Source organism: Archangium sp. (assembly GCF_036389735.1).
Taxonomy (GTDB): Bacteria; Myxococcota; Myxococcia; order Myxococcales; family Myxococcaceae; genus Archangium.
This window is the reverse complement of sequence record NZ_DASVWK010000298.1, coordinates 1-4,951: the sequence shown is the minus strand read 5'-3', so window position 1 is coordinate 4,951 and position 4,951 is coordinate 1. Positions and strand designations below refer to the sequence as shown.

Sequence of the window (4,951 nt, the reverse complement as noted above, 5' to 3'; positions counted from 1 at the left end):
CACCATCACCTGTCTGCACGGCCAGGTTCCGCCGGGCTTCTGACAGGCCGGGACGCGGAGCCTTGCCCGGATGGGGCCCGCTCTGCGACGGTGCTTCGTCATGAGCACACGACCGTTTCGTATCCTGGGCCTCCAGCAGGTGGCCATCGGTGGGGCCGACAAGGGGCCCCTGCGCAAGCTGTGGGTCGACCTGCTGGGCCTGGAGCCCCAGGGCACCTACCGCAGCGAGCGCGAGAATGTCGACGAGGACATCGTCGTGGCGGGCGCCGGGCCGTTCCGCGTCGAGGTGGACCTGATGCAGCCGGTGGACCCGAATGGGAAGCCGCGCGTGCATGACCCGGCGCTCAACCACCTGGGCCTGTGGGTGGACGACCTGCGCACCGCGGTGAGCTGGTTGGAGGAGCAGGGCGTGCGCTTCGCTCCCGGAGGCATCCGCAAGGGGGCGGCCGGCTTCGACGTGACGTTCATCCACCCAAAGGGCAACGAGCAGTTCCCGCTCGGGGGCGAGGGCGTGCTCATCGAGCTGGTGCAGGCCCCGCCCGAGGTCGTCTCCGCCTTCGACGCCTTCGCCAAGGCCGCTCATACGCCGTAGGCGCGCGCCTGGGTCACCTGCCGCTGCCGACGGCCTGGGCGGGAGGGGCGCCCGACGAGAAACGGCGCAGGTCCGCGCGGAGCGTCTCGTTGAAGCGGAACGGATCCGGGCAGGTCTTCGACTCGCAGACGGCCAGGTAGTCATTGAAGAAGGCGAGCGCGCCACGTGTGGGGTAGCCGCGCAGCCGCTCGGGTCCCAGCGCCTCCTCCAGGGTCCGGGCCATGTGCGCCCCCACCCGGACGAAGAGCCAGTCCGCGCGGGGCTCGTGGGCGGCGCGGATGCGTTCGGTCGCGGCGCCCGGGGCCCGTGCGATGACGTTCCGGTCGAGCAAGTGCGTCACCTGCGCGAAGGCGTCCGGCAGCGCGCTCGTCCCGGGCAGCGTCCCCGGCCCTCGCGTGGCCCACAGGTGGTAGGCCAGCCCGTGGCCGAAGACGCGCCCCAGGCCCTCGTTCACCACCGAGTCCACCCCGTTCTGGAGGCGCGCATTCACGCGAGCACCCCCGTCCTCCAGCAGCAGCTCGATGATGCCGTAGGCGATGCGCCGCAGCGAGGCGGCCTGGCCCTCCACGTTGCTCGCGAGGGTGATCGCCACGCCCTCTCCGGGCAGCAGCAGCAGCAGCGTGGAGGTCTCCGGCTGGGCCCCCGAGTGCGCCACCACGTAGTGGCCCCGGAGCGGCCAGGTCGCGAAGCCCATGCCGTAGTCGGTGCGCCGCCCGTCCCGGGTGCTCATGGACGTCTGCATCTGTCCCGTGCTGGCCGGTGACACCAGCCGGTAGTCGAGCAGCGCCCGCGCGAAGCCGAGCAGGTCCTCGATGGAGGCGCGGGTGCCGCCTCCGGCGAAGCGGCCGGACACGTCGACGACGCGCGAGGGCACCCGCTTTCCCTCGCGCAGGCGGTAGCCCGTGGCGTGGTGCTCGTCGCGCGTGCGGCGATCGTCCAGCGCCGCGTGCTCCATCCCGGAGGGGCCGAAGACGTGCTCCTGGAGGTACTCCCCGTAGCTCCGCCCCGAGACGGCCTCGATGGCGGCGCCGAGCAGGCTGTAGGCCCAGGTGCTGTAGATGAACCGGGTGCCGGGCTCGGCCTCCAGCCCGTACTTCGCCACGAGGGCGAGGGCTCCCGCCGTGTCGAGCGGGCCGGTGTCCTGGCTCGGCCCGAGGTTGCCGTAGTTCGTCACGCCCCCCAGGTGGCCCAGGAGCTGCCGCACCGTCACCGGCCCGTGCGTCTCGGGCCAGGAGGGCACGAGCGTGCGGATGTCGGCGTCCAGGTCCATGCGGCCCTGCTCCACGAGCTGCATCACCGCCACGGCGGTGAAGGACTTGGTGATGGAGGCCATGCGCCAGGTGGTGCGCGGCGTCGCGGGCAGGCCCCGCTCCATGTCGCGCAGCCCGTACGTCCCCACCCAGCGCCGGTCGCCGTGCAGCACGCCCACCGCGAGGCCCGCGTGCGGCTCCCGGGCGAGCTCGGCTCGCACCAGGGCTTCCATCGCCCGCCGCACCTCCTCGGGGAAGGGCTGCTCCACCAGGGACGGGGCCGACAGGGGCCGCTCGCACACGGGCACTGTTGGGGGCGCCGCCCATACCGTGAGGCCCCACAGGAGGACCGGAAGGAACACAGCTCGGATGTCGCGATACATGGGGGAGTGCTGGCGCGGCCGCACCGTAGCCGGATTTGGCGTGGGACGGGGACCTGTGGAGAAAAGGGACAACCCCTGGTGTGGGCCGTGTCTTTCTTCCACGAACCTCCGGAGCCCTCCAGAGGATGTCGGAAATGGAACACGGATTGCTGAGGCGAAACGGGTTTTACCGCCCAGGTTCTTGGGGCACCAAGTTCCTTTTCGCTGACGACATCAAAGCACTCGCCCGCGGGCGAGTGGGAGGCACTTTCATCATGAAGAGGCTGTTCAACCCGCTGCTGGCCGCGTCGATCGTCCTGCTCGCATCCGCCTGCCAGAAGCTGGAGCGCATCGAGGTCAAGCCGCAGAGGCTGGAGCTGTCCGAGGCGGGCGCGGTGGAGACGCTGGTGGTGCAGGGCCTGACGGAGGACGGCACGCCGGTGGAGAAGGCGCGGTTCGAGTTCGCCTCCACCGACGAGAAGATCGCGACCGTGGACGCCACCGGCAAGGTGACGGCGGTGAAGAGTGGCGCGGCTGGCATCACCGTGAAGTCCGGTGAGAAGAGCACCCTGGCCGCCGTGGAGGTGGTCATCCCCTCGGCCATCGACGTGAAGGGCACGCCCGTCACCCTCACCGGCCTGGGCTCCGAGGCGGTGGTGGAGGGCGAGGTGCAGGACGACGCGGGCCGCCCGGTGAAGGAGGCGAAGCTGGAGTACGCCGCCGCCGACGCCAACGTGGTGCGGGTGGAGGGCAACAAGCTGGTGGCCAAGGGCGTGGGCACCACGAGCGTGACGGCGAGCTCCGGCAAGCTGAAGCAGAGCTTCGACGTCACCGTGAAGTTGCCCGAGGTGGAGTCCGTGGCCTTCGAGGCCGTGCCCGCCACCCTGAAGGTGGGGGAGAGCGCGGCGCTGGCCGTGGTGGCCAAGGGCACCGACGGGGCCGCCATCCAGGGCGTCTCCTTCACCTTCACCACCAGCAACGCGAAGCTCGCCACCGTGGACGCCACCGGCAAGGTGACGGCCCTCAAGGCGGGCGCCGTCACGGTCAAGGCCGAGGGCGGGAGCAAGGCCGCCGAGACGAAGCTCACCATCAAGAAGAAGTAGTGGCACCCGGCTTCGGGTGGGGCGCTCGCGCCGCGCCCCCCCGGAGCACCCGGGCCGCCTACTTGCCCTTGGCGGCGATGAACTCGAAGGACGTCTGGGCCTGCTGGCCCTCCGTCACCGTCACCTGGGCCGTCTTCGTGCCGAGCGTCTCGTGCCAGGCCTCGAGGGTGTACGTCCCCGGCGGCACGCCCTCGATGGTGAAGGCGCCGTCCTCGCCGGAGGTGGCGAAGTACGGATGGGGGCTCATCACCACCCACGCCGTCATCCACGGGTGGATGTCGCACTTGAGGCGGATGACGTCGGCCTCCTGGGGCGGCATGGCCTCCTTGGTCTTCAGGGGTGGCTGCATCACGTTGAAGAGCTGCTTGCCCGCGGACATGCCGCGCACGTTGTGCAGCGTACCGTCGCTGTTCATCAGCACGAGCGGCTGGCCCGCCACGGCGCCCTGCACGCGCGGCTGGTAGGTGCACCGGTTCTGGTCCACCACCACCATGGAGCTTGGAGGCGTGGTGGGCTGGCCGGGCACGTTGCCCTGCACTCGCACCAGGACGTTGGCCAGCTTGCCACCCTGCACGTGGACGGACTGATCCACCAGATCCATCCCGTCGCAGTTGGGATCCGAGCCAGGGGTGATGGGGGCGGCGGCGGGGGGCGTGCCCTTGAAGGCGACGATGCCGTGGATGGTGCCACCGCTCTTGGGGGCCTCCTGGGCGGGGGCCTCGTCCTTGGGCAGGGGCGTATCCGCGGGCAGAGGGGCGGCCTTGATGGCGGCGGGAGCGGCCGCGGTGGCGGCGGGAGGGGCCTCGTCCTTCTTGCAGGCCGACAGGGCGGAAAGTCCCACGGCACCCGCTACCGTCAGACCCAGCATGCGCAGCTTCATCGTGCGGTCTCCTCACACTCCCGGTACGCGTGGGGGTCGCGAACCTGGGTGGGAAGTTCGGCGCCTGTCGTAACAGAAAAGCGGGGCCTTGGGCCAATGCGCGGAGGGTCCGCCGGTCGGGTGCGCTCGGGCGCCCTCAGAGGGGGCGGGCGGACGGGCCCTACCCATCAGAGGGGGACAGGGGGGCCCGGCCCGTGGAGTGACTCGGGGGGCGTCGGGCTCAGTTCCGGGGCGGGTGGGTCCGGGGCGGCAGCCGCCCGCTGCGGAATCCGCGCCAGCGCACGTAGCGGGTGAAGTCCCGCACATAGGTGTCCGGGGGCACTCCGATGACGCTCTCGAAGGCCTCCGGGAAGTCCTTGCCGCCGCGCATCTCGCCCAGCAGCGCGCGCACCGAGTCCTCGCCGTAGCGCCGCACCAGGAAGGTGAAGGCGTGGTGGGCCGCCCCGTAAATGAGGTTGGAGTCGTCCCGGTAGAGGTCCCCGGGCTTGCTGACGGGGTCGCTCGTGGGGTTGCGCTCCAGGTGGCGGGCGATCTCCTCCAGCGACACCCACCGGTACGACTGCTCCGCCGTGAACGAGGCCATGCCCTCGCGGAACCACAGGGGAATCCGCTTGCGCGACCAGCCGAGCCGGTCCGCCGCGAGCTGGTACATGAGGCTGTGGGTGAGCTCGTGCAGCAGCAGCTCGTCGATTTGAGGCTGGGAGGCCCCGCCCAATCCCCAACTGGCGGGGGCCTGGACGAGCACCTCGTCATAGCGGCTCCAG

The 4,951-nt window shown here is 71.1% G+C and carries 5 protein-coding genes; 2 read left to right on the top strand and 3 right to left on the bottom strand.

Going from position 1 to position 4,951, the window contains the following annotated elements:
* Positions 1-100: 100 nt before the first annotated feature.
* Positions 101-592, top strand: a complete 492-nt coding sequence (locus VF794_RS10590; protein WP_331109335.1) for a VOC family protein — start codon at positions 101-103, stop codon at positions 590-592.
* Between the two features lie 13 nt (positions 593-605).
* Here the strand turns inward: VF794_RS10590 and VF794_RS10585 are convergent, their stop codons facing one another.
* A complete protein-coding gene (locus VF794_RS10585; RefSeq protein WP_331109333.1) occupies positions 606-2,225 on the bottom strand; it encodes a serine hydrolase domain-containing protein in 1,620 nt (539 codons plus the stop codon).
* Positions 2,226-2,479: 254 nt separating this feature from the next.
* On the opposite strand from VF794_RS10585, the gene VF794_RS10580 reads away from it, so the two are divergent.
* Entirely contained in the window at positions 2,480-3,307 is an 828-nt protein-coding gene (locus VF794_RS10580) for an Ig-like domain-containing protein (RefSeq protein WP_331109331.1), read from the top strand.
* Between the two features lie 58 nt (positions 3,308-3,365).
* Here the strand turns inward: VF794_RS10580 and VF794_RS10575 are convergent, their stop codons facing one another.
* Positions 3,366-4,187, bottom strand: a complete 822-nt coding sequence (locus VF794_RS10575; protein ID WP_331109329.1) for a carboxypeptidase regulatory-like domain-containing protein — start codon at positions 4,185-4,187, stop codon at positions 3,366-3,368.
* A 220-nt stretch (positions 4,188-4,407) separates the two neighbouring features.
* On the bottom strand, positions 4,408-4,951 hold a 544-nt coding region (locus VF794_RS10570), incomplete at its 5' end, for a peptidase MA family metallohydrolase (RefSeq protein ID WP_414640896.1).

Bases quoted from the DNA above. Each gene is read 5' to 3' on its own strand.
- VF794_RS10580 (WP_331109331.1), top strand. From the start codon at position 2,480: ATGAAGAGGCTGTTCAACCCGCTGCTGGCCGCGTCGATCGTCCTGCTC.
- VF794_RS10575 (WP_331109329.1), bottom strand. From the start codon at position 4,187: ATGAAGCTGCGCATGCTGGGTCTGACGGTAGCGGGTGCCGTGGGACTT.
- VF794_RS10585 (WP_331109333.1), bottom strand. From the start codon at position 2,225: ATGTATCGCGACATCCGAGCTGTGTTCCTTCCGGTCCTCCTGTGGGGC.
- VF794_RS10590 (WP_331109335.1), top strand. From the start codon at position 101: ATGAGCACACGACCGTTTCGTATCCTGGGCCTCCAGCAGGTGGCCATC.